19 protein-coding genes are annotated in these 23,344 nt (G+C 70.7%); 11 read left to right on the top strand and 8 right to left on the bottom strand.

Annotation, left to right across the window (positions count from 1 at the left end):
- Positions 1 to 5 precede the first annotated feature (5 nt).
- The 4 genes from WFQ05_RS16940 to gndA form a co-directional block, all read right to left on the bottom strand.
- Positions 6 to 257: a hypothetical protein gene (locus tag WFQ05_RS16940; RefSeq protein ID WP_130516760.1), complete on the bottom strand. Its 252-nt coding sequence runs from the start codon at positions 255 to 257 to the stop codon at positions 6 to 8.
- A 370-nt stretch (positions 258 to 627) separates the two neighbouring features.
- Positions 628 to 2,256, bottom strand: coding sequence for a GGDEF domain-containing protein (locus WFQ05_RS16935; protein WP_337054650.1), 1,629 nt, complete (start codon positions 2,254 to 2,256; stop codon positions 628 to 630).
- A 121-nt stretch (positions 2,257 to 2,377) separates the two neighbouring features.
- Positions 2,378 to 3,220 (bottom strand): endonuclease/exonuclease/phosphatase family protein, encoded by an 843-nt coding sequence (locus WFQ05_RS16930; protein WP_337054689.1) that lies wholly within the window; start codon positions 3,218 to 3,220, stop codon positions 2,378 to 2,380.
- A 225-nt stretch (positions 3,221 to 3,445) separates the two neighbouring features.
- Positions 3,446 to 4,858, bottom strand: a complete 1,413-nt coding sequence (gndA, locus tag WFQ05_RS16925; protein ID WP_337054649.1) for an NADP-dependent phosphogluconate dehydrogenase — start codon at positions 4,856 to 4,858, stop codon at positions 3,446 to 3,448.
- A 232-nt stretch (positions 4,859 to 5,090) separates the two neighbouring features.
- Here gndA and WFQ05_RS16920 point away from each other — a divergent pair, with 232 nt between their 5' ends.
- From WFQ05_RS16920 to WFQ05_RS16905, 4 genes are all read left to right on the top strand, one after another.
- Entirely contained in the window at positions 5,091 to 5,399 is a 309-nt protein-coding gene (locus tag WFQ05_RS16920) for a zf-TFIIB domain-containing protein (protein WP_337054648.1), read from the top strand.
- 288 nt (positions 5,400 to 5,687) lie between these two features.
- Positions 5,688 to 6,566, top strand: a complete 879-nt coding sequence (gene rpoH, locus WFQ05_RS16915; RefSeq protein WP_130516770.1) for an RNA polymerase sigma factor RpoH — start codon at positions 5,688 to 5,690, stop codon at positions 6,564 to 6,566.
- Between the two features lie 766 nt (positions 6,567 to 7,332).
- Positions 7,333 to 9,576 carry a TonB-dependent siderophore receptor gene (locus tag WFQ05_RS16910; RefSeq protein WP_337054647.1) on the top strand — a complete coding sequence of 748 codons (2,244 nt, stop codon included), beginning with the start codon at positions 7,333 to 7,335 and terminating at the stop codon, positions 9,574 to 9,576.
- Complete coding sequence (locus WFQ05_RS16905; protein WP_337054646.1) at positions 9,576 to 10,511, top strand: alpha/beta hydrolase-fold protein; 936 nt, start codon at positions 9,576 to 9,578, stop codon at positions 10,509 to 10,511. Before WFQ05_RS16910 ends, WFQ05_RS16905 begins: the two co-directional genes overlap by 1 nt.
- Before the next feature lie 264 nt (positions 10,512 to 10,775).
- On the opposite strand, the gene WFQ05_RS16900 is transcribed toward WFQ05_RS16905, so the two are convergent.
- Entirely contained in the window at positions 10,776 to 12,092 is a 1,317-nt protein-coding gene (locus WFQ05_RS16900; protein ID WP_337054645.1) for an NAD(P)/FAD-dependent oxidoreductase, read from the bottom strand.
- 280 nt (positions 12,093 to 12,372) lie between these two features.
- Positions 12,373 to 14,550 (bottom strand): primosomal protein N', encoded by a 2,178-nt coding sequence (locus WFQ05_RS16895; protein WP_337054644.1) that lies wholly within the window; start codon positions 14,548 to 14,550, stop codon positions 12,373 to 12,375.
- A 468-nt stretch (positions 14,551 to 15,018) separates the two neighbouring features.
- Between WFQ05_RS16895 and WFQ05_RS16890 the strand changes: the two genes are divergently transcribed.
- Both WFQ05_RS16890 and WFQ05_RS16885 read left to right on the top strand, forming a co-directional pair.
- Positions 15,019 to 16,047, top strand: a complete 1,029-nt coding sequence (locus tag WFQ05_RS16890; RefSeq protein WP_130528274.1) for a hypothetical protein — start codon at positions 15,019 to 15,021, stop codon at positions 16,045 to 16,047.
- Positions 16,034 to 16,651: a DUF3106 domain-containing protein gene (locus WFQ05_RS16885; protein ID WP_337054643.1), complete on the top strand. Its 618-nt coding sequence runs from the start codon at positions 16,034 to 16,036 to the stop codon at positions 16,649 to 16,651. Before WFQ05_RS16890 ends, WFQ05_RS16885 begins: the two co-directional genes overlap by 14 nt.
- A 39-nt stretch (positions 16,652 to 16,690) precedes the next feature.
- Here the strand turns inward: WFQ05_RS16885 and WFQ05_RS16880 are convergent, their stop codons facing one another.
- Positions 16,691 to 17,896, bottom strand: coding sequence for a DUF3667 domain-containing protein (locus WFQ05_RS16880; RefSeq protein ID WP_337054642.1), 1,206 nt, complete (start codon positions 17,894 to 17,896; stop codon positions 16,691 to 16,693).
- A 106-nt stretch (positions 17,897 to 18,002) separates the two neighbouring features.
- On the opposite strand from WFQ05_RS16880, the gene WFQ05_RS16875 reads away from it, so the two are divergent.
- The 3 genes from WFQ05_RS16875 (at position 18,003) to WFQ05_RS16865 (ending at position 21,716) form a co-directional block, all read left to right on the top strand.
- The gene (locus WFQ05_RS16875) at positions 18,003 to 19,355 is read left to right on the top strand and encodes an MATE family efflux transporter (protein WP_337054641.1); all 1,353 of its coding nucleotides are present in this window, start codon (positions 18,003 to 18,005) and stop codon (positions 19,353 to 19,355) included.
- Positions 19,356 to 19,464: 109 nt separating this feature from the next.
- A complete protein-coding gene (gene sppA / locus WFQ05_RS16870) occupies positions 19,465 to 21,375 on the top strand; it encodes a signal peptide peptidase SppA (RefSeq protein ID WP_337054639.1) in 1,911 nt (636 codons plus the stop codon).
- 11 nt (positions 21,376 to 21,386) lie between these two features.
- A complete protein-coding gene (locus WFQ05_RS16865; RefSeq protein ID WP_306995740.1) occupies positions 21,387 to 21,716 on the top strand; it encodes a hypothetical protein in 330 nt (109 codons plus the stop codon).
- 4 nt (positions 21,717 to 21,720) lie between these two features.
- Here the strand turns inward: WFQ05_RS16865 and WFQ05_RS16860 are convergent, their stop codons facing one another.
- On the bottom strand, positions 21,721 to 21,948 hold the full coding sequence (locus WFQ05_RS16860; RefSeq protein WP_130516788.1) for a hypothetical protein: 228 nt from the start codon (positions 21,946 to 21,948) through the stop codon (positions 21,721 to 21,723).
- Between the two features lie 60 nt (positions 21,949 to 22,008).
- Here WFQ05_RS16860 and WFQ05_RS16855 point away from each other — a divergent pair, with 60 nt between their 5' ends.
- Together WFQ05_RS16855 and WFQ05_RS16850 are read left to right on the top strand one after the other, a co-directional pair.
- Positions 22,009 to 22,419 (top strand): GNAT family N-acetyltransferase, encoded by a 411-nt coding sequence (locus WFQ05_RS16855; protein ID WP_337054638.1) that lies wholly within the window; start codon positions 22,009 to 22,011, stop codon positions 22,417 to 22,419.
- A gap of 11 nt (positions 22,420 to 22,430) precedes the next feature.
- A complete protein-coding gene (locus WFQ05_RS16850; RefSeq protein ID WP_337054637.1) occupies positions 22,431 to 23,210 on the top strand; it encodes an SDR family oxidoreductase in 780 nt (259 codons plus the stop codon).
- Positions 23,211 to 23,344 lie beyond the last annotated feature (134 nt).

Raw genomic sequence — 23,344 nt, 5'->3', positions numbered from 1 at the left:
CGCGCTCATTCGTAGAACGCGTCGGAGGCGTCGATCTCCAGCCCGTTGGCCTTGGCGTAGGCGACCGCGGCGCGGCACGCGGCCAGCGCGACCGGGTTGTCTTCCAGATGCGACACCGGCGCGCAGCGCATGGTCAGCAGGTCGGCGTCGTGGCACAGCGACGCCGTGCCATCGGCCGTCACGCAGATGGTGTCGTCGCCCGAGGTGACGAAGTACAGCCGTTCGGTATTGCGTCCATAGAGATGGAAAAAAGCCATTGCACTCTCCTTGTGTTGAGCGCTGGCGACCACGGTACAGACCGCGGCCGACCAGCCTGTTCAGGCATTCTCACGAACCCCGCCGGAGCCCGAACCGTCATCCAGACTTCACTCCGACGCGACACCATCATGCGACGTTGGCCGACGTTCGCGACAGAGGTGCTGAATCGCGTCCCACCCGCCGTTTTTTGCGTCGCTCGCTTCGCCACCCTCGATCTGCCCCTTCGGCACCGCCGCCAGCGGTCGCCATCCGGCCGACGGGCGAGGCTCTGACGAGCACCCGAGCCTCACGGCAACCCGCGACCGCCTCCGCGCGACTGCCTGTCAGGTCAAGCGATTCACGCCGCCGTGGCGGCGCAGTTGGCGGCGCCTAGCCGACCTCTGCCAGCGTCGCCCGATCGCGCCCGGCGCGCTTGGCGGCATACATGGCCGCGTCGGCGCGCTGCAGCAGGCCGCGCGTGTCGCGGTCCTGCGGCAGCAGCCCGGTGATGCCGGTGCTGAGCGTGACGCGCAGCTCGGGCAGTCCCAGATCCCGGGCGATCGCATCGAGCGGTTCGCGCAGCGCGTCGATGCGCCGCAGGGCATGCGCCGGCTCGGCGTCGGGCAGCATGACCAGGAACTCCTCGCCGCCCATCCGCGCGACATAGTCCTGGCCACGGAACACCGCGCGCAGGGTCGCCGCCACGCGCTCCAGCACGCGGTCGCCCACGTCATGGCCGTAGCGGTCGTTGATGTCCTTGAAGTGGTCGATGTCCAGGAAGCAGACCGTCAACAGTCGGCCCTCCTGCTGGGCGCCGGCGCGCGCCTGGGCCAGCCGTTCCAGCGCCGCCCGGCGGTTGGGCAGCCCGGTCAGCGCGTCGGTCTGCGCCAGCAGGCGCATCTGATCGCGCTGCTGACGCAGGCTGCCCAGGCGCAGGGTCAAGGCCATGCTGGCGGTCAGGCCGAGCCAGACGCCGGTCACCATCAGCGTCTCCACTTCCCACAACGCCAGAAGGGTAGGCGCGAACAGCTCCAGCCCCGTGGCGAGCAGCAGTGGCGCCAGGCATGCCAGCGTGATCATCCCGCCGGGCTGCCGGCGGACCAGCGCCAGCACCGCGCGTGCGGCCAGCAGCACGCACAGCGCCACGAAGCCGACGCCATCGAGCAGCCAGATGGTCCGCAGGGCCGCCTCGGGCAGCACCAGCACCACCGCCGACAGCAGCAGGAACGCCACCGAGACCACGCCGGCGAGCCGATACACGCGCGACGAGGCCTTGCCCGGATCGCGCAGCATGCGCAGGGTCAGGCCGATCATCGCCGTCGGCAGGGCGGCGATCAGCCGCAGCGCCAACGCCTCGTCCAGCGGCAACCAGGGCCGCGGATAGGTCCACAGCCCGGACAGCAGGGCGATCCACAACGCAAAGGTCACCGCGCCGATCGCCGCGGACAAGAAAGCGCGCTCGCGCGTGGCGATGAAGGTGAGCAGGCAGGACAGCACCAGCGACAGCACCACCGCCAGGCAGGCCACCCGCATCGAGAAGCGCAGCGTGTCCTGGCGCTGCACCACGGCCGGTTCGCCCAGCATCACGATCGGCCGCCACAGCGGCAGCGCCGCCTGGTCGAACTCGACCTCGATCGGCTGCAGGTTGCCGCGCGGCGGCACCAGCACCGTGCCCATGCCGGTGCGGAAGCGCGAGTCCAGCGTGCGCGCGTCCAGCGGCGTGCCGCAGCGCTCGCGCGTGCCGTGGCGGATCTCCACCTGCCCCTGGTAGATGTTCATCGCCAGCGCCGCCTGCGGCGTGCCCGGCCAACCGCCGACGGGCGGCGCCAGCGGAATGCGCACATGGCCGGGGCGGTGCTGGTGGCGGCAGGGATCGATGTGTTCCTCGGCCAGCGCCGGCTGGCCGGACACCACGAAGGCCCGCGGCTGCGACGCCGGCGCGCAGGCGGCCAGCCCGAGGACCAACAGCAGGACCAGGCACAGCAGCCGGGAAAGACGCGACGCCAGGTCGGAGGTCATGGGCTTGGCAATAAGCGCCGCCACGCGGCGGACGACCATGGTATCGGCTGGCGCCAGCCGATCTGCAGTCCGGCGTGCGATCCGTGTGCGCGCCGGCCCGGTCAGGCCGGCCGGGCTTCGCTCAGGGCTTGGCGGCGGCCCGCGCCGGGAAGGCGAAGGTCGCCACCACCGGGAAGTGATCGGACGGATAGCGCGCACCGTCGTGGTCGGTCAGCGTGGCCACCGTCAGCGGCTGCAGGCCGCGGTAGAGGATCCAGTCGATGCGCTTGTCCGGCGTGCCGGTGAAGTCGTGGAACGTGCGGTCCGGCCCGCTGTGCGAGGGCGCCGTTTCCCAGCTGTCATGCAGCAGCGTGGTCAGGGTGGCGTGCGGCGCGGAGTCCGGCGTGGTGTTGAAGTCGCCGGTCAGCACGATCGGCTCGTCGGCCGGCAGCGCCTTGAGCCGCTGCGCGATCAGCTGCGCGCACTTCACCCGCGCGGCCTCGTCCTGGTCGCGGTAGGGGAAGTGGGTGTTGTAGAGCACGAAGGTGCGCCCATCGGCGATCCGCTCGAAGCGCGCCCAGGTCACCATGCGCGGCAGCGGATGGCCCCAGCTGATGCTGCCCGGCACCTCCGGCGTGTCGGACAGCCAGAAGTTGCCCGAATCCAGCACCTTGAGCGCGTCCTTGCGATAGAACACGCCCATGTGCTCGTCCTCGTCGCCGCCGCGCCGGCCCTGGCCGAACCAGGCGTACTGCGGCAGGCGCGCGGCCAGATCGTCGGCCTGGCGCGTGACCAGCTCCTGGGTGCCCATCACGTCCGGCGCCTGCTCGGTGACCACGCGCGCGAGCAGGTCGCGGCGGTTCTCCCAGCGGTTCTCGTTGGTGTCCGCCGGCGTGCGCACGTTGAAGCTCATCACCTTCAGCGTGGCCGGCGCGGCGGCGAAGGCCTGCGCCAGCGGCAGGCCGATGAGCAGCAGGAGCAGCATGCGCGCCTGGCGATGACGTGCGAGCAGCAGGCGGAAGGCGGGAGGCAGCAGACGGGACAGGGGCATGGGACCGGAGCAGGCAACGCGACGGGCGTCATGGTCCGGCAAACGCGCGCCGCGCGAAACGCGGCGAAAGTCGCAAGGCGAAGGCCTACCTCCGGCAGGCAGTCCGCGATTTATTGAACTGCATCACATATTCGCCGACCCGCCGCACTGGCGCGCCGATCACGCGCCCCAGCTGGCGTGGAAGCTGCCCGGCGCATCGACGCGCTCGAAGGTGTGCGCGCCGAAGAAGTCGCGCTGGGCCTGGATCAGGTTGGCCGGCAGGCGCGCGCTGCGGTAGCCGTCGTAATAGGCGATGGCCGAGGCGAAGCACGGCACCGGGATGCCGGCCTTGACCGCCGTGGCCACCACCTCGCGCAGCGCGCCCTGGTAGTCGGCGGCGATCTTCTGGAAATACGGCGCCAGCAGCAGGTTGGCCAGCCTGGCGTCGGCCGCGTAGGCGTCGGTGATCTTCTGCAGGAAGCGCGCGCGGATGATGCAGCCGGCGCGGAAGATGCTGGCGATCTGGCCGTATTGCAGGTCCCAGCCGTATTCGTCCGAGGCCGCGCGCATCTGCGCGAAGCCCTGCGCATAGGACACGATCTTGCTCAGGTACAGCGCCTTGCGCACCGCCTCGACGAAGGCCGCGCGATCGCCGTCGAACGCGGGCGCATCCGGCCCGGCCAGGATCCTGGCGGCTGCCACGCGCTCGTCCTTCAGCGCCGACAGCACGCGGGCGAACACCGACTCGGTGATCAGCGGCAGCGGCGTGCCCAGGTCCAGCGCGCTCTGGCTGGTCCACTTGCCCGTGCCCTTCTGCGCGGCGCGGTCGAGCACCTTGTCGACCAGATCGCCCTCGCCGCGATCGTCGCGCTTGCGCAGGATCGTGGCGGTGATCTCGATCAGGTAGCTGTCCAGCTCGCCCTGGTTCCACTGCGCGTAGGTGTCGGCCAGCTCGGCGTTGGACAGGCCGAGCACGTGCTTGAGCACGGCATAGCTCTCGGCGATCAGCTGCATGTCGCCGTACTCGATGCCGTTGTGGACCATCTTGATGTAATGGCCAGCGCCGTCCGGGCCGATGTAGGCCACGCACGGCGTGCCGTCCTCGGCCTTGGCGGCGATCTCGTTGAGGATCGGGGCAACCAGGTCGTAGGCGTCCTTCGGACCGCCGGGCATGATCGAGGGCCCCTTGAGCGCACCTTCCTCGCCGCCGGACACGCCGGTGCCGATGAAATGCAGACCGGCCTGGGCCAGCTCATCGTTGCGCCGGCGCGTGTCCTGGAAGAAGGTGTTGCCGCCGTCGATCAGCACGTCGCCCTTGGCCAGCAGCGGCTTGAGTTCGGCGATGACCGCATCGGTGCCGGCGCCGGCCTTGACCATCAGCAGGATGCGGCGCGGGGTTTCCAGCGATTCGACGAACTCGGCCAGCGTATAGCTCGGCACCAGGCCGGCATCCGGATGTTCGGCCATCACCTCGTCGGTCTTCTCGCGGCTGCGGTTGAAGATCGAGACCTTGTGCCCGCGGCTGGCGATGTTCAACGCCAGGTTGCGGCCCATGACCGCCATGCCGACCACGCCAATGGGTTGCTTGCTCATATGCGCTCCGATTGCCTGGACGGCACTGCAGGAAGGGGGCGCGCATGATAACGAGCGCGTCAGGCGATGCATGTCTGCACCGCGCCGCGCGCGCAACCGCGGTGCCCGCCGAGGCCAAACCGACCGCGCGCTCTCGCGGCGGTGACCATGCGGACAGGCCGTGGCCGGTTTCAGCACGGCTTCAATCCGGCCCGCACAGGCTCCAGGTCACTCTCCCTAGCCGATGCCCACCATGGACTGCCCCGTCTGCAAGACCACCGCGCTGATGATGTCCGAACGTCAGGGCATCGAGATCGACTACTGCCCGCAATGCCGCGGGATCTGGCTGGACCGGGGCGAGCTGGACAAGCTGATCGACCGGGCCAGCCCGGAGCCGCCCGCGCGCCAGGTCGCCGCGCCGCCTCCGCCGCCGGCCGCCGCCTACGGAGCGCGTGCCTACCCGCGGCATGACCACGATCGCCGCCACCGCGACACAGGCCACGACGGCTATGGTCGCAAGCGCAAGAAGGAGGGTTTTCTCTCCGACCTGTTCGACTTCTGAAGCCGTTTCCAGCCTCGCGCGTCCCGCCTGCGACGTTGGCATGAGGCGAAGCGACCTTCCGGCCTCTTGAACGGCGCGCTGACGGACCGCATGTCATGCTCTGGCAGCGTCGCGAATGCTGTTGGATGCGCTAAGTGGCTGATTGCCAAGGACCTGGCAGCAGATGTGAACGGATTTCCAAAAATGAATGCAATGTAACAGATGTCGCGATGATTGTTCCCTTGGTAGAACGAAGGGAACCATCCCGCGCCTTAGCAGTCCAACCCCCACATTGCTAAAATCGCTGCCATGACCCAGACCTCCGCTGCCACCGCCCTGGTGGCCAACAACCTCCCGATTCCCAGCCCGCTTGGCTCGCTGGACGCCTACATCGGCGCCGTGCACCAGATTCCGGTGCTCACGGTCGACGAGGAGCAGGCGCTGGCCCACCGTTTCCGCGACGAGGACGACCTCGACGCCGCGCGCGAGCTGGTGCATTCGCACCTGCGCTTCGTCGTGCACGTCGCCCGCGGCTACAGCGGCTACGGCCTGCCGCTGGGCGACCTGATCCAGGAAGGCAACATCGGCCTGATGAAGGCCGTCAAGCGCTTCGACCCGGACATGGGCGTGCGCCTGGTGTCCTTCGCGGTGCACTGGATCCGTGCCGAGATGCACGAGTTCATCCTCAAGAACTGGCGCATCGTCAAGGTCGCCACGACCAAGGCGCAGCGCAAGCTGTTCTTCAACCTGCGCAAGTCCAAGACCCGCCTGGGCTGGATGAACGCGGCCGAAGTCAGCGCCGTGGCCAAGGACCTCAACGTCTCCGAGCGCGAAGTGGTGGAGATGGAGTCGCGGCTGTCCGGTCGTGACATCGGCTTCGATGCCCCGTCCGACGAGGACGACGACCACGCCCCGCCGTCGCCGGCCGCCTATCTGATGGCCAACGAGGAAGATCCCTCGCAGGCCTACGAGCGCGCCGACAGCGAGGACAACCAGCTCGAGCTGCTGCGCGAAGGCATGGCCAATCTCGACCAGCGCTCGCGCGACATCATCGCCCGCCGCTGGCTGGACGCCGATGCCAAGGTGACGCTGCAGGAGCTGGCCGACGAGTACGGCGTCTCGGCCGAGCGCATCCGCCAGATCGAGGCCAACGCGCTGAAGAAGATGAAGGCGCTGTTTACCGCCTGATCGAGGCCGTCGCCTCGATGATCGAAGAGCCCCGCTCCTGGCGGGGCTTTTTTGTGGTGCTTCGCCGAATCGGACTCGCTCGGTGATTGAAGGTTCTGACTTCGGGTGGGCAGCGGTCCGGCGGGCGGCGTCCGCTTTTCCCTCAATCAGGGCATCCTGCCCTGATTCGGGCGCTCGGCTTCCTGCCTCGCTCGTCGCGGCCACCGCCCGCCGGCCCGCCGCCTCGCGCGTTGAGTCATCGGGCTTCGATTCAAAGGCGTTGCGCAAACGCTCTGCCCCCTCCCTTTCGCCGCAGGCGAAGGGGAGGGCCGGGGAGGGGTGCTGTTGCTCTTGCTTCGGCGGCTTGACCGGTAAAGCCTTAAGCCCTCCCTCTCAAGCGCTAGCCGCGATTTAGAGCTCCCCTGCGCTGTGCGCAAGGGAGGGGTTCTCGAACGACCGTGCAAACTGAAATCGGACGGGTCGAGGCTGGTCGGCGGAGTAAGTGCATAGGCTGCGCGACAAGCCGAAGGACTCTCTTGTTGTGTCTGCGGGCGGCGCCCAGGCAAGGGCACTGCAGTCAGCCCTGACAATCGTGTAATCGCGATTTCAAGATTCATTCTCATTTGCTAAGCTGCCGCGCATCCGGTCGCCGCCGCGCGCGGCGACACGCGAAGTCCGTCCTCGTCCTACACATGCCCGCCTCGCGGGCGTGATCGGTGGTGTGCGGCTTTGCCAGATTCGCCCCAGCCGTCGCCAGGGCATCACCCCCTGACCGAGGCTGTTCGAGATGACTCCTGCTGCGCGTCGCACGCTCCGTGCGCCTGTTACACGTCCCCTGCGCCTGGCCCTGCTGGCCGCGCTGGCCAGTTCCCTGCCTGCCCATGCGCAGCAGGCCGAGACCGACCAGGACGCCGACACCACCCTAGACACGCTGCACGTCACCGCCGAGCAGATCGCCAAGCAGGCGCTGGGCACCTCGATCATCACGCGCGAGGACATCGAGCGCCGGCCGCCGGCCAACGACCTGTCCGACCTGCTGCGGACCATGCCGGGCGTCAACCTGACCGGCAACAGCGCCTCGGGCGCCTACGGCAACAACCGCCAGATCGACCTGCGCGGCATGGGGCCGGAGAACACGCTGATCCTGATCGACGGCCGCCGCGTGAGCGCGCGCGATTCGGTGCGGATGGGCGTGGCCGGCGAACGCAACAGCCGCGGCGATACCAACTGGGTGCCGGCCGAGGCGGTCGAGCGCATCGAAGTGCTGCGCGGCCCGGCCGCGGCGCGCTACGGCTCCGGCGCGGCTGGTGGCGTGGTCAACATCATCACCAAGCGTCCCACCGGCGACCTGTCCGGCAGCATGACGCTGTACGGCCTGGTGCCGGAGCACAGCGACGAGGGCGGCAGCCAGCGCGCCGGGTTCACCCTGAGCGGACCGCTGGCGCGCGATCTGTCCTTTCGCCTGTACGGCAACCTCAACAAGACCGATGCCGATGCGCCGGACATCAACAGCGCGCATTCCCGCAGCGGCGTCGCCGCCGCCGGCCGCGAGGGCGTGCGCAACAAGGACATCAACGGCCTGCTGCGCTGGGACGCCAGCGACGCGCAGGTGGTCGAGGTGGAGTCCGGCTACAGCCGCCAGGGCAACATCTTCGCCGGCGAATATCTCAACAACTCCAACGCCACCGTGGTCAGCAAGGTCGGCGACGAGACCAATGTGATGACCCGCCGCGATGCGGCGCTGACCCATCGCGGCAAGTGGGACTTCGGCACCTCGCGCCTGACGGTGTCCTATGCGCAGACCGACAACGACCGCATCGCCGAAGGCCTGGCCGGCGGACCGGAGGGTTCGCTGTCGACCACGCCGGTGTGGACCCGTTCGACCCTGCGCGACGTCGCTGCCGACGGCGAGATCAACGTGCCGACCCTGCTCGGCGGCGTGGACAACATCTGGACGGTGGGATTCGAGTACCGCAAGAGCCGGCTGGACGATCCGTACTCGGTCTCGCAGGCGGCCCCCGGTGTGGTCGGCATCGATCCGAGCGGCCGCAACGGCAAGACCGACGAGCAGGTCAGTGCGGTGTTCGTCGAGGACAACCTCTACGCCACCGAGCGGCTGACCCTGACGCCTGGCCTGCGTTTCGATCACCACAGCGCGTTCGGCAACGAACTCAGCCCCAGCCTCAACGTGCAGTACAGGCTGGCGCCGGACTGGCTGATCAAGGGCGGCGTGGCGCGCGCGTTCAAGGCGCCCAACCTGTACCAGGCCAACCCGAATTACCTCTACTACACGCGCGGCAACGGCTGCCCGAGCTACTACGTCGGCGTCGGCACCGGCGGCTGCTACATCCAGGGCAGCGCGGACCTGGATCCGGAGACCAGCATCAACAAGGAGATCGGCATCGAGTGGCTGCCCGACACCGGCTACCACGCCTCGCTGACCTACTTCCATAACGACTACGACAACAAGATCGTGGCCGGCTACAGCGACTACTACCAGACGCCGGGCCGGGCCTTCGTCTATCAGTGGGTTAATGCCTCCAAGGCGCTGGTGCAGGGCGTGGAGGGCAATCTGAAGCTGCCGCTGCTCGGCGATCGCGGCGATACGCTGAGCTGGGATACCAACCTGACCTGGATGATCGACAACAAGAACGAGGCCACCGGTCAGCCGCTGTCGGTGATCCCCAAGTACACGCTCAACTCGACCCTGGACTGGCGCGTGACCCAGCGCCTGTCCTTGGCGCTCATGGCCACCTTCTACGGCAAGCAGGAGCAGGCGCGGCTGGACCGTAACAGCGAGGCGATCTGCGGCGCGGCCGGGCTGCCGGTGTGCGACACGCTCGGCGCCTACCAGCTGTGGAGCACCAGCCTGCGTTACCGGATCACGCGCGATGTCAGCCTCGGCCTGGGCGTGAACAACCTGGCCGACAAGCGCATCTTCCGCGAAGGCAGCCGCGCCAGCAGCGCCGGCGCGCAGACCTATAACGAACCCGGTCGCGCGTACTGGGCCAGCCTGCGGTTCGGCTTCTGATGCGCGCGCTCGCCTCCTGCCTGGGCGGCCTGTTGCTGCTCGCGCTCGTTGCCGCGCCGGCATGGGCCCAGCCCGACCTCACCCGCACCACCGGGCCGACGCTGGCCGACACCGGTTCGCGCGCCTACGCCTTCCATGTGCTCAGGTTCGTCTCGGCCGATGGTCAGCGCCATTACCGCGTGCGCGTGGCCGTGCCGAAGACGCCGGCGCCTGCCGGCGGCTTCCCCGCGCTGTATCTGCTCGATGGCAACGCGGCGCTGATGGAGCTGGACGAGGCCGCGCTCGAACGGCAGCGGGCTGGCGGGCATGCGCCGGTGCTGGTCTTCATCGCCACCGACAACGACCTGCGCATCGACAGCGCCGCGCGTTCCTACGACTACACGCCGACGCCGGCCGATGGCGCGCAGGAGGACGCGCTGGGCCGGCGCAGCGGCGGCGCCGATGCGTTCCTCGCGCTGATCGTCGATCAGGTGCGTCCGGCCGTGGCCCGGCTAGCGGCGTTGGACCCGGCACGGCAGACGCTGTGGGGACATTCCTACGGCGGGCTGTTCGCGCTGCATGCGTTGTTCACCCGGCCGCAGGCGTTCGACCGCTATGTCGCGGTGGATGCCTCGCTGTGGTGGGGCAGCGGCCAGATTCTCGAAGAGGCCGCGCGCTTCCAGGCCAAGGCGCTGCCGGCGCCGGCAGCGCTGCTGATGCTCAACGGTCGCGGCGCGCAGGAACGCGCCGCGCCGCGGGCCGCCGATGCGGCGCGCAGCCAGGCGATGCAGGCGGCGCGGATGCATCTACCCGCCGATGCGCCGGACACGCTGGCCGCGCAGCTGCGCAAGGTGCCCGGGCTCACGGTGGAGCAGAAGATCCTGCCGGGGCTCTCGCATGGGCAGACGCTGGGCGCCTCGCTGCAGCAGGCGATGGATTTCGCTGGCGCGCCGTAGGAGGGGTGCGCCACTTCCAGCGCGCGCTGTTCCCGCAGACGCCGGGATCGGGTGCGTGATCGCATCGCGTCCCGGCTTCAGCCGGCGCCCGCAAGCCGCACAGAACTCAACGTCGTCGTTCCCGCGAACGCGGGAACCTAGCGCCTTGGGGCTTGCTGAGCGAACGTCCATGGGTTCCCGCTTTCGCGGGAACGACGGTAGGTGGGTTCTTGCCGCGGATTTGATGACACGCATCGGCCCGCGCTAAGCGGGCCGATGCGCAGCTCAGTCCGCCGCGCGGTGCGGTTCCGGCGCGAGGTCCTGCACGGCGTGGTCGGGCACGGTCTCGCGCGGGGCCTGGCCGAAGATGATGCGGGCCGCGCGCTGGTAGCTCCAGTACGCCATGGCCCAGTTGACCAGCACCACGAAGCGGTTGCGGAAGCCGATCAGGAAGTACACGTGCGCGGCCAGCCAGAACCACCAGGCCAGCGGCCCGGACAGCTTGAACCGGCCCACGTGCACGATCGCCGCCATGCGGCCGATCGTGGCCAGGTTGCCGTAGTCGCTGTACTTGAACGGCGTCACCGGCTTGCCGGCCAGGCGCAGGCGCAGGCTCTTGGCGATGTAGCGGCCCATCTGCTTGGCCGCCGGCGCCACGCCCGGCACGGGCTTGCCGTCGGCCTGGGTGACGGCGGCCAGGTCGCCGCCGACGAAGATGTCCGGATGGCCCGGCACGCTCAGGTCCGGGCGCACCAGCACGCGTCCGGCGCGGTCCAGCGGCACGCCCAGACTGCGCGCCAGCGGCGAGGCGGCCACGCCGGCGGCCCACACCACCGTGCGCGCGGCGAAGGTCTGCCCGCCCAGCGTGTAGCCGTGTTCGTCGATGTGGGTCACCGGCGCGCCGGTGCAGACCTCGACGCCCAGCTTCTCCAGCTGCGCGCGCGCCTTGTCGGTGAGGTCCTCGGGGAAGGACGGCAGCACGCGCGGGCCGGCCTCGATCAGGCGCACCCGCGCCTGGGTCGGATCGATATGGCGGAACTCGTGCTTGAGCGTGTGCCGGGCGATCTCGGCCAGGGTGCCGGCCAGTTCGACCCCGGTCGGGCCGCCGCCGACGATGGCGAAGTGCAGCCAGGCCGCGCGCTTGGCGGGGTCGGGCTCGGCCTCGGCGCGTTCGAAGGCCACCAGCATCTCGCGGCGCAGGCGCAGGGCGTCGTCGAGCGTCTTCAGGCCCGGCGCGTGCTCGGCCCAGGCGTCGTTGCCGAAGTAGGCATGGCCGGCGCCGGTGGCCAGCACCAGCGTGTCGTAGCGCAGGCTGGTGCCGTCGGCCAGTTCGATGGTGTGCGCGTCGGGCAGCAGGCGGGTGACCTCGCCCAGCTGCACCTCGACATTGCGCTGGTCGCGCAGGATGTGGCGCAGCGGCGCGGCGATGTCCGGCGCGGACAGGCCGGCGGTGGCCACCTGGTACAGCAGCGGCTGGAACAGGTGGTGGTTGTGGCGGTCGATCAGGGTGATGCGCACCGGTGCGTCGTCGAGCGCGCGCGCGGCCCACAGGCCGGCGAACCCGCCGCCGACGATGACCAGATGGTGTGTTGAAACAGACATGAGCAACAGACTTGGAAACGGGGGGAGAGACGGGCGCCGGTGAGGCACCGCACGCCCCATCCTGTCACAGCCGGGTCGGCCTGGCGCTGAAGTCAATTCAACTTCTTGCTAATACGGCGCCGGATCGCACCGCCAGACGCAGCGCGATATCCAAACTTCACAAGCAACCTCCCTCACCGTCATTCCCGCGAAAGCGGGAATCCAGGGACTTTTCGCCCCGAACGCCGGAAACCCCAACCTCCCGCCCGCGCGAACCAACGCCACCGCTCCCACTCCCCACTCAATACAGATCCGTCGGATCCACATCCAGCGACCAGCGCACGCGCCGGGCCTCGGGCAGCGCCTCGACCTGCGCCAGCGCGGCCTGCAGCGCGGCGTGCAGGCGCGGGCGCTGGGCCGAGGAGAGCAGCAGCTGCATGCGCTGGAAGCCGGCGCGGCGCGGCATCGGCGCCGGCATCGGGCCGTGCAGCTCCAGGCCGGCATCGGCCTGCGCCAGCGCCGCGCGCACCGCGCGCAGGAAGGCCTGGACGTGCTCGATCTGCTTGGCCTCGGCGCGGAACATCGCCAGGTGCGCGAACGGCGGGAAGCCGGCCTCCTCGCGCTGGGCCAGCTCGGCCTGGGCGAAGGCGCGATAGCCGCCGGACAGCAGCGTCTCCAGCAGCGGATGACCGGGATGGTGGGTCTGCAGCCACACCTGGCCGGGGCGCGCGGCGCGCCCGGCGCGGCCGGCGACCTGGATCAGCAGCTGGGCGAGCTTCTCGCCGGCGCGGAAATCGGCCGAGAACAGGCCCTCGTCCACGCCGACCACCACCACCAGCGTCAGCAGCGGCAGGTCGTGGCCCTTGGCCAGGATCTGCGTGCCGACCAGGATGCCGGGCCCGTCGCCGAGCGTGGCGAAGGCCTGCTCCAGCGCATCCTTGCGCTGGGTCGTGGAGCGGTCGATGCGCAGCACCGGCACTTGGGAAAAGGTATCGGCCAGCAGTTCCTCCAGCCGCTCGGTGCCCACGCCCTGCGGCTGCAGCGCCAGCCCGCCGCAGTCCGGGCAGGCCAGCGGCGCGCTCTGGCGATGGCCGCAGTGGTGGCACTGCAGGCGGCGGCCGGCGGCGTGCACCGTCATCGGCGCGTCGCAGCGATGGCAGTGCGCACTCCAGCCGCAGTCGTGGCACAGCAGCACCGGCGCGTAGCCGCGGCGGTTCTTGAACACCAGTACCTGGCCGCCGGCCTGCAGCTGCGCGGCGATGGCCGCCAGCGTGTCGGGCGACAGGCCCGCAGCCAGCGGGCGCTTGCGCACGTCGACCACGCGCACGCTGGGCGCCTTGGCCGCGCCGGCGCGCGTGGACAGACGCAGATGCGCGTAGCGGCCGGCCTGGGCGTTGTGCAGGGTCTCCAGCGAGGGCGTGGCGCTGCCCAGGACCACCGGCACGTCCAGCGCCTTGCCGCGCACCAGGGCGAAGTCACGGGCGTGGTAGCGGATGCCGTCCAGCTGCTTGTAGCTGCCGTCGTGCTCCTCGTCGATGACGATCAGCCCGGCCTCGGGCAGCGGCACGAACACCGCCGAGCGCGTGCCCACCACGACGCGGGCCTCGCCGCGCAGGCAGGCGGCCCAGGTCAGCGCGCGTTCGCCGTCGGCCAGGCCCGAATGCAGCGCGTACACCTCCACGCCCAGCCGCGCCCGGAAGCGCGCCAGTGTCTGCGGGGTCAGGCCGATCTCCGGCACCAGCACCAGCGCCTGCCGGCCGCGCGCCAGGCAGGCGGCGATGGCGTGCAGATAGACCTCGGTTTTGCCCGAGCCGGTCACGCCCTCCAGCAGGATCGGGGCGAAGCCCTGCGCGGGGATGGCGGCCACCGCCGCCTGCTGTTCGTCGTTGAGCACCGGGCCGGGCTGGGGATCGCGCGCGCGGCTGCGCGGCGGCTGGGCGAGGCGCTCGGCCAGGCCGCGCTGCTGCAGGCTGCGCGCGGCGGTGCGCCAGCCGGGGTGGAGGTCGTCGAGCTGCCATTCGGCCAGGCCTTCGCCGCGCAAGCGCTCGGCCAGCAGGCGCGGCTGGCTGCCGGCGCGCAGGCGGTCCAGCGCGGTCATGCCGGCCTCGGTCAGGCGCCAGCCCCAGGCCTCGCGCACCGGCAGCGGCTCGCCGTGGCGCAGAGGGCCGGGCAGGGCGGTGGCCAGCACCTCGCCCAGCGGGGCGTGGGTGTAGGCGGCCAGCCACTGCAGCGAGCGCGCCAGCTCGCCGGCCAGCAGCGGAGCCCGATCCAGCACGGCCAGGGCGGTGCGCAGTTCGCCCGAGGAGGCGCCGGCGGCGACCACCTCGACCACCACGCCGACCAGTTCGCGATTGCCGAACGGCACCCGCACCCGCCGGCCGACATCGTCCTGGCCGACGGCGTGGCCGGGGGGCGGCAGGTAGTCGAAGGCCTGCCGCAGGGGAACGGGCAAGGCGACACGGAGCAACGGGGCGGACATCGCGGGCAAGTGTAGGGCACCGGTCAAATCGCACCGCCGGTTGTGCAGTTGCGGCAGGAACCTGTCTGCCAGGTGACGAAACCCACGCAACTGGCCGACACACATGGGAAAACCGCCTTATCCACACCGCCTGTGGATAAGGCTGTGCATCACGCCGCTGCTCCACGCCAAATCAGCCGTCTTTTCTGGGCGGGCGTCATATTGGTGAAAAAAACGCCAAGGCCAATTAGTCAATTAAAATCAATCACTTGAGCGTGGAACAGGCGAAAAGTGGGCCGTTGTGGAGGCGGCCGAAGGGCCCGGATGACGCCGCTTTGGATGCTGTGCACAACCATCGATTCGTCAAGCCCCGAAGAATCCCGGGAAATTTGAATGTTTGGCCAATGTCAAGGGTTTTGTTGACGAACCCAACCGGACCGTCGCCGCCTATCATGCGTATGTCACACGCCGCCGCCGATCGATCCTGACTTGAATACGCCCGCCGATGTCCCCGCCGCGCTCTCAGCCTTCCTGCGCGGCGTCGAACGCCGCGGCATCGTCCTGGCCGAGCTGCAGTGCGGCCGCCGCGAGACCGGCGAGATCGCCATGGCCGCGGCCCTGCGCGCCTTCGGCCAGTACGCCAGCGAGCAGCCGATGGCCGAGTGGCCGCGCGGCTTCTGGTCGCTGCTGGCCTCGGCTCCGCCGCTGCGCCAGGCCCACCCCGAGGCGCGCTGGCCGCAGGAGATGGACTGGCTGGCCGACCTCTCCGACAGCGACCGCCTGGCCCTGCTGCTGCGCCTGGCCGCCGGCCTGGACGAGGACGACGCGGCCGCCGTCATGGGGGTCAACCAGGTCGGCTATCGCGGCGCGCTGACCCGCGCCTGCCCGCGCGACGAGGCCGGCCAGCCCGACGCGGCCGCCTGGCGCGCGCTGGCCGAGGCGATCCAGCAGCATCTGCGCGCGCTCTCGCCCGAGCGCCTGGCCCATTTGAGCCGGCTGCGCGAGGCCCTGGCGCCGGACGTGCCCGAGCCGACGCCGGCGCCGGTCAGCGTGGCGCCCGAGCCGGTCCGGAAGCCATCCCCGTCGCCCGCACCGCGCCGCCCCCGTTCGGCGGCCGCAAGGCGTCCCTTCCCGTGGCGCCAGGTGCTGATCGCCGCCGCCGTCCTGCTGGTATTGGCCGCCATCGCCGGCGGCTGGTGGTACCTGCACCAGGGCCGGCTGGCCGCACCGGCGACCGTCGGCGCCCAGGGCGGCGGGGACGGCGCCCAGCCGCTGCGCGACGAGGCCCAGGTGCAGGTCGAGCCGCTGTCGCGCGACGACGAGGCCGACAAGCGCTTCAGCCAGGCCGAGGCGGTGCTGACCCATCCGGATTTCGACGCGCTGATGGACCCGCAAGGGCTGGCGCTGGCGCAGCGGGCCGGGTTCCTGGCCTGGTACGCGGCCGCGCCGCAGGACCGTCAGCGCGAGGCCGCCGAGGCCATGAACGCCCCTGCGGAGGCTCGCGATGCGGCGCAGTAAGCCCCTCGTGGCCCTGGCCGTGGCGGCCGTGCTGGGCCTGGCGACCTCGGTGCTGCTGGCCCAGGCGAGCGACGAGCAGGCGCTCACGCCAGCGATCCAGGTCGCGCGCGCCGCGCGCCTGGCGGCGCTGAGCACGCCGGCGCGGCACGCCTTCGCCGACCGCATGGTCGCCTGGGACCGTCTGCCGCCGCTGGAGCGCGCCAGGCGCCGCGCCGAGTACGCCGACTGGCTGGCCCTGGACCCGGCCACCCGCAGCCGGCTGCAGCAGGCCGCCGCGACCCTGGCCACGCTGCCGCCGGCGCAGCAGCAGGCGCTGCTGACCCGGTTCGGGCAACTGGACCAGAGCGAACAGGCCGGCTGGCGCCTTGGGCCCGACATCGGCGCCGACTTCGCCCGCCTGCAGCCGCTGCTGGCCTACATGCCGCAGGCGGAGATCGCGCCGATGCGCGCGGTGCTGCGCCAGCTGACCGCGCCGCAGCGCGCCGACCTGGCCGTGCTGGCCCAGCGCACGCCGCCGCAGGACCGCGATGCACTGCGCCAGGCGCTCATCGCCGCCGATCCCGCCGGTCGCGGGCAGTGGCTGCAGGAGCGGCTGCGCCACTAAAGCGGCGCGCCGTGCCGCCTCCGGGATGGACGGCAGGCCTCAGTGGGTGATGCTGGAGAACATCGGCACCAGCGAGAACATGCCCACCAGGATGAAATACAGCACGCCGATCACCCCGTACTTGAGCGTGGTCAGCCACCACGCTTCGCCGTAGACGCGGCGCTGGGTCAGCCACAGATAGACCGGCAGCCACAGCGCCAGCAGCACGCGCAGCACGCCCAGGGTCCGCGCCAGCCAGCCGGCGCTGGCGGGCAGGGCGTCGCCGATCAGCATCAGCGCGAACATCGCCAGCAGCGCGAGCACCAGGAAGGCGTGGCTGTAGAGGCCCACCACCAGATGCTCCAGATAGCCGCGTCCGCTGCCCAGGTAGCACAGCTTCAGCAGCAGCGCGAAGGCCGGCACCAGCACGAACAGCGCACTGGGGATCGCGGCCAGGAAGACGTGCACGAACTCGCCCGGATCGTCGCTGTAGCGCTGCAGATTGAGCCGGGCGCGCTCGACCTTGGCATTGAGCCAGCGGTTGGCGAAGCCGGGCAGGGCGTCGATGTGGATCTGTTCGTTCGTGTTGCGGCTGGCCGGCTTGAGTGCTTCGGGCTCGCGGGTACTTTGCGCGTGCTCCGCTGCGCCTGCGCCTGCCTCGGGCGCGAGCGTGGCCGGCTGGCTCGGGTCGAGCTGATGCAGTCGCGCCTGCGCATCGGCGCGCAGCTTGCGTTCGCCCATGGTCATGGCCCGGGCGGCGATGGAGTCGGCGGCGACCTGGGTCCTGGCTTCGCGCAGGGCGGCGAGCTTCTCGTCGCGGCTGGCCTCCACCGCCGCGACCGTGGTCTGCGCGCCGAACTGGCCCGGATCGGCGATCAGCTCGGGCCGCTCCCAGGCGCCGTCCTGCACGCCGCGCAGCATCGAGCCGATCTCCTTGCCGCCGTCCACATGCACCGCGTACTGGGCCACGAAGAAGGTCAGCACGCTCAGCACCACGAACAGCCGCAGCGGCGGCACATACGGCGCGCGGTGGCCGCGCAGGAAGCGCACCGGCAAACGCCCCGGGACGATCAGCTCGCGCAGCGTGCGCACGATGCGCCCGTCCAGGTGCCAGAACGACTCGAACACCTCCTCCACCGCGTGGCCGAAGCTGCGCAGCGGGTTGTGCGCCGGCTGGCCGCAGGCATGGCAGTAATGGCCGGCAAGCGGGGTGGCGCAGTTGTCGCATGCGGCGGACGTGGCGTGTCCGCCGGGTGGTGTGGTCATCGAAGCGGCGCCCCTTTCCCCAAGGTCGGCCGGTAAGATAGCGGCCCTTCCCGGCCCGATGCCAGCGCCCATCCCGCGCGCGATCGCAGCCGCTGTGCGTGTTTCCATGTCCGCCCCTTCCTTGCCCGCGCCGGGCCTTGCGCACGAGATGCGCAGCACCGGCCGCCTGGCGCTGCCGCTGGTCATCGGCCATGTCTCGGCCGGCCTGGTCGGCTTTGTCGACAACGTCATCGCCGGTCACCACGGCACCGCCACCCTGGCCGCCGTCACCACCGGCACCGCGCTGATGTGGCTGCCGCTGATGGTGCCGATCGGCACGCTGGTGGCGCTGGCCGCATCGGTGTCGCACCACGATGGCGCCGGCGAGCACGACCGCATCGGCCCGCTGTTCCGCCAGGCGCTGTGGCTGGCGGCGGGGCTGGGGCTGGCGATGTTCGCTTTCCTGAGCCTGATCCCGCACGCGCTGGCGCCGATGGGCATCGCGCCGGAGATCGTGCCGGGCGCGCGCGATTTCCTGCACGGCATCCGCTGGGGCATGCCGGCGATGGCCGCCTACCTGTGCATGCGCAACCTGAGCGAGGGCATGCACTGGACGCTGCCGACGATGGTGCTGGGCTTCGGCGGGCTGTTCCTGCTGGCGCCGCTGGGCTACGGGCTGGCCTTCGGCGCCTGGGGCCTGCCGGAACTGGGCGCCGGCGGGCTGGGCATCGCCTCGGCGGTGATGATGTGGGCGCAGGCGCTGCTGTTCCTCGCCTATCTGGCGCGCTCCAGGCGCTTCGCCCCGCTGGGGCTGTTCGCGCGTTTCGAACCGCCGCGCTGGGCGCAGATCGCTCCACTGCTGCGCACCGGCCTGCCGATCGGGGTGACGGTGCTGATGGAGGGCGGGCTGTTCATCAGCACCGCGCTGCTGATCGCGCGCCTGGGCGCGGTGCCGGCGGCGGCGCACCAGATCGCGATCAATCTCTCGGCGATTTGCTTCATGGTGCCGATGGCGCTGGCCGAGGCGACCACGGTGCGCGTGGGCCATGCGCTGGGCCGGCGCGACGCGCACGGCGTGCGCCGCGCGGTGCGCGCCGGCTACGCCATCGTGCTGGGCACGCAGACCTGTTCGGCGCTGGTGCTGGCGCTGTTCCAAAACCAGATCGTGGGCATCTATACCGACGATCTGGCCGTGGCCGCGCTGGCCGGCAGCCTGCTGGTGCTGGCGGCCATCTTCCAGTTCCCCGACGGCATCCAGGTGATGTCGGCCGGCGCGCTGCGCGGGCTCAAGGACACGCGCGTGCCGATGCTGCTGGCGGCGCTGGCCTACTGGGGCGTCGGCATGCCGGCGGGCGCCACGCTGGGCCTGGGGCTGGGCTACGGTCCGCGCGGGATGTGGGTCGGCCTGACCATCGGCCTGACCGCCGCGGCGGTGATGATGGCCCTGCGCCTGCGCCGGAGCACCGCGCGCCTGGCCTGAGGGCGGGGCCGGCCGGCTGAACAGCCGTGCCGTGACGTGTGGGGCATGCCGCGGCGGCGCGGCTGCGACTAAGCTGATGCACCGTTTGTCGAACGAGCCCCCAGCGCCCATGAACCAACCCGTCCGCCGCGATCCGATCAGCCGATTCTTCATCGGCCTGTGGGACGTGATGAATTTCACCCGACGGCTGATCTTCAACCTGGTCTTCTTCGGCCTGCTGTTCCTGATCGGGGTGCTGGTGATCGTGGCCCTGGCCAAGGGCGGTGGCCCCAAGCCGCTGCAGGACCGCACCACGCTGGTGATCGCCCCCGACGCGGCGCTGGTGGAGCAGTACTCGTCCGACCCGGCCAGCCGCGCGCTGTCCAAGGCCTTCGGCCAGGCCGGCGGCGAGGTGCAGCTGCGCGACCTGCTGCGCGCGCTGGAAGTGGCCAAGACCGACCGCAGGATCGAGCGGGTCTTCGTCGATTTCGACAAGCTGCGGGCCAGCGGCTATGCCTCGCTGCGCGAGGTCGCCGCCGCGCTGGCCGACCTGCGCGCCTCGGGCAAGCAGATCCTGGCCTTCAGCGAGAACATGAGCCAGGGCCAGTACCTGCTGGCCGCGCAGGCCAACGAGGTCTATCTGGACCCGATGGGCAGCGTGGAGATCACCGGCCTGGGCCGCTACCGCCAGTACTTCCGCGAAGGCCTGCAGGACAAGCTGGGCGTGGACGTGCACCTGTTCCGCGTGGGCGAGTACAAGTCCGCCGCCGAGCCCTACATCCTGGACGCGGCCTCGCCCGACGCCAAGGAAGCCGACCTGTTCTGGATGAACGATGTGTGGGGCCGCTACCTGGCCGACGTCGGCAAGGCGCGCAAGCTCTCGCCCGAGGCGGTGAGCGCCGGGGTGACCAACCTGCCGGCCGAGGTGACCGCCACCGGCGGCGACCTGGCCAAGGTCGCCCTGCAGCAGAAGCTGGTCGACGGGCTGAAGACCTGGCAGGACGTGCAGCAGCTGCTGATCGAACGCGGCGTGGCCGACGAGGACGACGCCGACAAGTCCGGCCTGGGCTTCCGCCACGTCACGCTGGAGCAGTACCTGGCGCAGCTGCCCGCCAAGCCGGCCGCGCTGGACGAGCGCCCGCAGGTGGCCGTGGTGGTGGCCTCCGGCGAGATCAGCTCCGGCGACCAGCCGGCCGGCCGCATCGGCGGGGAGAGCACCTCGGCCCTGCTGCGCACCGCGCGCGAGGACGACAAGGTCAAGGCCGTGGTGCTGCGTGTGGATTCGCCCGGCGGCGAGGTGTTCGCCTCCGAGCAGATCCGCCGCGAGGTGGTCGCGCTGCAGGCCGCCGGCAAGCCGGTGGTGGTGTCGATGGGCGACCTGGCCGCCTCGGGCGGCTACTGGATCAGCATGAACGCCGACCGCATCTATGCCGATCCCTCGACCATCAGCGGCTCGATCGGCATCTTCGGCCTGGTGCCCAACTTCACCCGTGCGCTGGGCAAGATCGGCGTGCATACCGATGGCGTGGGCACCACGCCCTTCGCCGGCGCGTTCGACCCGACCAAGCCGATGGATCCGCAGGTGAGCCAGATGATCCAGTCGGTCATCAACAAGGGCTATGCCGACTTCACCGGCCGCGTGGCCGCCGCGCGCCACAAGAGCGTCGAGCAGATCGACCAGATCGCCCGTGGCCGCGTATGGACCGGCCAGCAGGCCATGGAGCGCGGCCTGGTCGATCAGATGGGTGGGCTGAAGGACGCCATCGCCGATGCCGCCGCGCGCGCCAAGCTGGGCGCGGCCGACAAGTACCGGGTGCAGTACGTGGAGAAGGAGCTGTCGCCGTTCGAGCAGTTCCTGGCCAACGCGGCCGGCAGCCCGATGGGTCAGGCGCTGATGGGCCGTTCGGACCTTGCCCAGAGCCTGCTGCTCAAGGCCGCCCCGCACACCGCCGAGCAGTTGAAGTTCGTGCAGGACGCGCTGGAGCGCAAGCCCGGCGGCAAGCCGGTCAGCGAGCTGGCGTATTGCTTCTGCGGGTTGTGAAAGGAGATGCCATGAAGACGACCGATTTCGACAGCCGCGACCTTGCCCAGGCCAATCACCGGATCGTGGCGGAGGGAGAATCCCTTCCCAGCGTCCGCCTCAAGGATGGCAGCCGGGTCCAGACCGGCACGGTGGGCGCGATGCTGCAGAACGTGGTGCGCTACAACGCCGGCGAGCGCGGCGAGGTCGAGCGGGAACTGGAGCTGGCGGTGCCCACGCTGATCAAGGTGGGGTTGTTCGACTTGTTCACGCCCGAGGAATGGATGGCCGGCGACAACCCCGGCCGTCGCCTGCTGGGCGAGTGGGCGCTGCAGGCGCTGCAGCGCGCCGAACAGGGCTGACGCGTCACTGGCCTTCGGCGGCCTCGATCTGCTTGTCCTGCGCGTCCTTGGCCTGCTGCAGCTGGCCCTCGACGGCCTTGGCCTTGTCCAGCGGCCGGTGCAGGGCCTGGACCGCGGCGGTGCTTTGCGGCGTGGGCGGTTTGTCCGGCTGCGGCGCGGCCGGCGGGCTGCAGGCCGCCAGCGCGCCCAGGCAGGCGGCGCACAGCAAGCGAAGGCACGGGGATGCGGACATGGCGGCTGCCTCGCGAGGGATGCGTGGCTATCCTACGCCGACGCCATCGCCGAGCGCGCCATGCCCCCTCGCTACACGCTGATCGAAGCCGTCCCGACCGTCGCGGTCTACCGCGCGCTGCGCGTCGGCGCGGGGCTGAGCGCGAAGACCGAAGAAGCCGCGGCCAAGGGGCTGCCCCAGTCCTGCTTCGCCGTGCAGGTGCTGTGCGACGGTGAGCCGGTGGGCATGGGGCGCGTGATCGGCGACGGCGGCTGCTTCTACCAGGTCGTCGACATCGCCGTGCTGCCGGCGCATCCGGGACAGGGCCTGGGTAAACGCATCATGGCCGCGATCGCCGACTACTTGCGCCTGCAGGTGCCGGCCAGTGCCTATGTCAGTCTGATCGCCGATGGCCAGGCGCATCGGCTCTATGCGCAGTTCGGATTCGCACCGACCGCGCCGGCGTCGATCGGCATGGCCCTGGTGCGCTGAAGGAGAACGCGATGTCCCATCCCCACCGCTGGCGCCTGGACGGACAGCTCGCCCTGGTGACCGGCGCCAGCGCCGGCATCGGCCTGGCCGCCGCGGCCGAACTGCTCGCGCTCGGCGCGGACGTGCTGCTGGTCGCACGCGACGCCGATGCGCTGGAGGCCGCGCGCGACGAGCTCACCGACGCCCACCCGGAGCGGATGATCGAGGGCTTCGCCGCCGACGTGGCCGACGACGAGGAGCGGCGTGCGCTGCTGGACTGGGTGGAGGATCAGGGCGAGGGGCTGCACATCCTGGTCAACGCGGTCGGCGCGGGGGCGAACGGTAGCCTGCTGGATTTGGACGAGGCGACCTGGCGGGCGGTGTTCGAGACCGGGCTGTTCTCCGCGTTCGAACTGTGCCGCTATGCGCAGCCGCTGCTGGCGCGGCACCCGGCCAGCAGCATCGTCAACGTCGGCGCGTCCAGCGGCCTGCGCGCGGTGCGCGGCGCCACGGTCGAGGGCATGGCCAAGGCCGCACTGCACCAGATGACGCGCAGCCTGGCGGTGGAATGGGCGCAGGACGGCATCCGCGTCAACGCGGTCGCGCCCTGGGCCATCCGCACGCCCCGCACCGCCGCGCGCCTGGCCTCGCCGGCGCAGCACGAGCGCGTGCTGGCGCGCACGCCCCTGCAGCGCCTGGGCGAAGCGGAGGAGGTGGCCGGCGCGATCGCCTTCCTGTGTTTGCCGACGGCGGCCTACATCACTGGCGTCTGCCTGGACGTCGACGGCGGCTTCGGCTGCAGCGGCTTCTAACCAGCGCTCGCGAATCCCTCCACTCGCAGCGATCTGCCCCCTCCCTTGCGAAGCAGGGGAGGGCTGGGGAGAGGTGCTTTTGCTGTTGCTTCTCGCCGTCGGCAGAAACAACAGCAACATCAAAAGCCAACCCC

Origin of the sequence: Pseudoxanthomonas sp. USHLN014, from assembly GCF_037153335.1 — a bacterium.
In the GTDB taxonomy this organism is placed as follows: domain Bacteria; phylum Pseudomonadota; class Gammaproteobacteria; order Xanthomonadales; family Xanthomonadaceae; genus Pseudoxanthomonas_A; species Pseudoxanthomonas_A winnipegensis.
Note: the sequence above shows the minus strand (reverse complement) of the source record. Positions and strands in the feature narration are given on the sequence as shown.

Bases quoted from the DNA above. Each gene is read 5' to 3' on its own strand.
- WFQ05_RS16850 (WP_337054637.1), top strand. From the start codon at position 22,431: ATGTCCCATCCCCACCGCTGGCGCCTGGACGGACAGCTCGCCCTGGTG.
- WFQ05_RS16900 (WP_337054645.1), bottom strand. From the start codon at position 12,092: ATGTCTGTTTCAACACACCATCTGGTCATCGTCGGCGGCGGGTTCGCC.
- WFQ05_RS16865 (WP_306995740.1), top strand. From the start codon at position 21,387: ATGAAGACGACCGATTTCGACAGCCGCGACCTTGCCCAGGCCAATCAC.
- WFQ05_RS16885 (WP_337054643.1), top strand. From the start codon at position 16,034: ATGCGGCGCAGTAAGCCCCTCGTGGCCCTGGCCGTGGCGGCCGTGCTG.
- WFQ05_RS16905 (WP_337054646.1), top strand. From the start codon at position 9,576: ATGCGCGCGCTCGCCTCCTGCCTGGGCGGCCTGTTGCTGCTCGCGCTC.
- sppA (WP_337054639.1), top strand. From the start codon at position 19,465: ATGAACCAACCCGTCCGCCGCGATCCGATCAGCCGATTCTTCATCGGC.
- WFQ05_RS16940 (WP_130516760.1), bottom strand. From the start codon at position 257: ATGGCTTTTTTCCATCTCTATGGACGCAATACCGAACGGCTGTACTTC.
- WFQ05_RS16895 (WP_337054644.1), bottom strand. From the start codon at position 14,550: ATGTCCGCCCCGTTGCTCCGTGTCGCCTTGCCCGTTCCCCTGCGGCAG.
- WFQ05_RS16910 (WP_337054647.1), top strand. From the start codon at position 7,333: ATGACTCCTGCTGCGCGTCGCACGCTCCGTGCGCCTGTTACACGTCCC.
- WFQ05_RS16935 (WP_337054650.1), bottom strand. From the start codon at position 2,256: ATGACCTCCGACCTGGCGTCGCGTCTTTCCCGGCTGCTGTGCCTGGTC.
- WFQ05_RS16920 (WP_337054648.1), top strand. From the start codon at position 5,091: ATGGACTGCCCCGTCTGCAAGACCACCGCGCTGATGATGTCCGAACGT.
- WFQ05_RS16875 (WP_337054641.1), top strand. From the start codon at position 18,003: ATGTCCGCCCCTTCCTTGCCCGCGCCGGGCCTTGCGCACGAGATGCGC.
- WFQ05_RS16880 (WP_337054642.1), bottom strand. From the start codon at position 17,896: ATGACCACACCACCCGGCGGACACGCCACGTCCGCCGCATGCGACAAC.
- rpoH (WP_130516770.1), top strand. From the start codon at position 5,688: ATGACCCAGACCTCCGCTGCCACCGCCCTGGTGGCCAACAACCTCCCG.
- WFQ05_RS16855 (WP_337054638.1), top strand. From the start codon at position 22,009: ATGCCCCCTCGCTACACGCTGATCGAAGCCGTCCCGACCGTCGCGGTC.
- WFQ05_RS16860 (WP_130516788.1), bottom strand. From the start codon at position 21,948: ATGTCCGCATCCCCGTGCCTTCGCTTGCTGTGCGCCGCCTGCCTGGGC.
- gndA (WP_337054649.1), bottom strand. From the start codon at position 4,858: ATGAGCAAGCAACCCATTGGCGTGGTCGGCATGGCGGTCATGGGCCGC.
- WFQ05_RS16930 (WP_337054689.1), bottom strand. From the start codon at position 3,220: ATGCTGCTCCTGCTGCTCATCGGCCTGCCGCTGGCGCAGGCCTTCGCC.